Origin of the sequence: Kineococcus indalonis, from assembly GCF_009906395.1 — a bacterium.
In the GTDB taxonomy this organism is placed as follows: Bacteria; Actinomycetota; Actinomycetes; order Actinomycetales; family Kineococcaceae; genus Kineococcus; species Kineococcus indalonis.
Genome location: NZ_JAAALM010000820.1, coordinates 1 through 1165, shown reverse-complemented (window position 1 = coordinate 1165; position 1165 = coordinate 1). Strand labels below are relative to the sequence as shown.

The following is a 1165-nucleotide window of genomic DNA, read 5'->3' as shown; positions in this document are numbered from 1 at the left end:
ACCCCGCCAGGCCCGTGCCCCCGCCGCCCGGCGAGGGCGGGCCGGCGAGCGCGCCGCCGCGGCCGTCGTCGGCCACCACCAGCCGCAGGCCGCGGCGGCCGGCCGTCACGGTCAGGGCGGTGCGCCGCGCCCCCGCGTGCCGGGCCGCGTTGGCCAGCAGCTCGGTCGCGCAGAAGTAGGCGATGGCCTCGATCGCCGGGGAGGGCCGCACCCCGTCCAGCTCCACGCGGGTCTCCACCCCCTCGGCGAAGCCCGCCGCCAGCGACGTCAGCGCGCTGCCCAGCCCCTCGGCCAGCGCCGGCGGGTGGAAGCCGCGGATGATCTCGCGCAGCTCGGCCATCCCCTCGGTGGTCGTGGCGTGGGCCACGTCCAGCAGCTCAGCGGCCCGGCCGGGCGCGCGCGGCCCGCGCAGCTCCTCGCGCGCCAGGTCCACCGTCATCGCCACCGCCGTCAGCCGCGCCTGCGTGCCGTCGTGCAGGTCCCGCTCGAGGTGGCGCAGCAGCACCGCGGAGCCCTCCACCGCCTCGCTGCGCGTGCGGCGCAACCGGTCGGCGTCCACGGCGGCCGGGTCCGGCCCCAGCAGGCGCCGCGCCAGCCCCTGGTCCACCCGCGTCAGCGCCCGCTCGCACCACAGCACGAGCAGGGCGCCGCCCGCCGCGGCCGGGACGACGGAGAGCACGGCCACCAGCGCGGGCGCGCCCTGCACCTGGGGGTCCGACGCCCACGAGCCCACCCCCGCCGACAGCGCCAGCAGCAGCCCCGCGCCGGCCACCGCCAGCGGCACCTGCACGAGCAGGTGGCCCAGGCACCGCCACGCGGTGGTGTCGGTGAGGACGTCGCCCAGCAGGCCCAGCAGCGCGCTGCCGCGCCGGCGCGGGCCCGGGGCGGGCACCACCTCCCCCAGCAGCCGCCGCGCCGTCCAGCGGTGCGCGCCCGCCAGCGCCCGCGCGCACACCAGGCCCACCGCGACCAGCGGCAGCCCGAGCAGCGTCACCGACAGCACCGCGCCCACCAGGACGAGCACGAGCACCAGCGCGCCCGGCACCGCCAGCGCCAGCGCGCACAGCCGGTGCAGCACCGCCCGCCACGTGCGCGCCTCCCGCGGGGCGCGCAGCAGCGCCACCAGCGCCCGCCGCGACCGGCGCCGCCGCGGCCGCCCCGCGGG

General features: G+C 81.4%; 1 protein-coding gene. It reads right to left on the bottom strand.

What is annotated here, in order from left to right; all coding sequences use genetic code 11:
- Positions 1-1123 (bottom strand): sensor histidine kinase (locus GTR00_RS21340; RefSeq protein ID WP_166613508.1); only part of this gene is annotated, 1123 nt, incomplete at its 3' end.
- Positions 1124-1165: the final 42 nt, after the last annotated feature.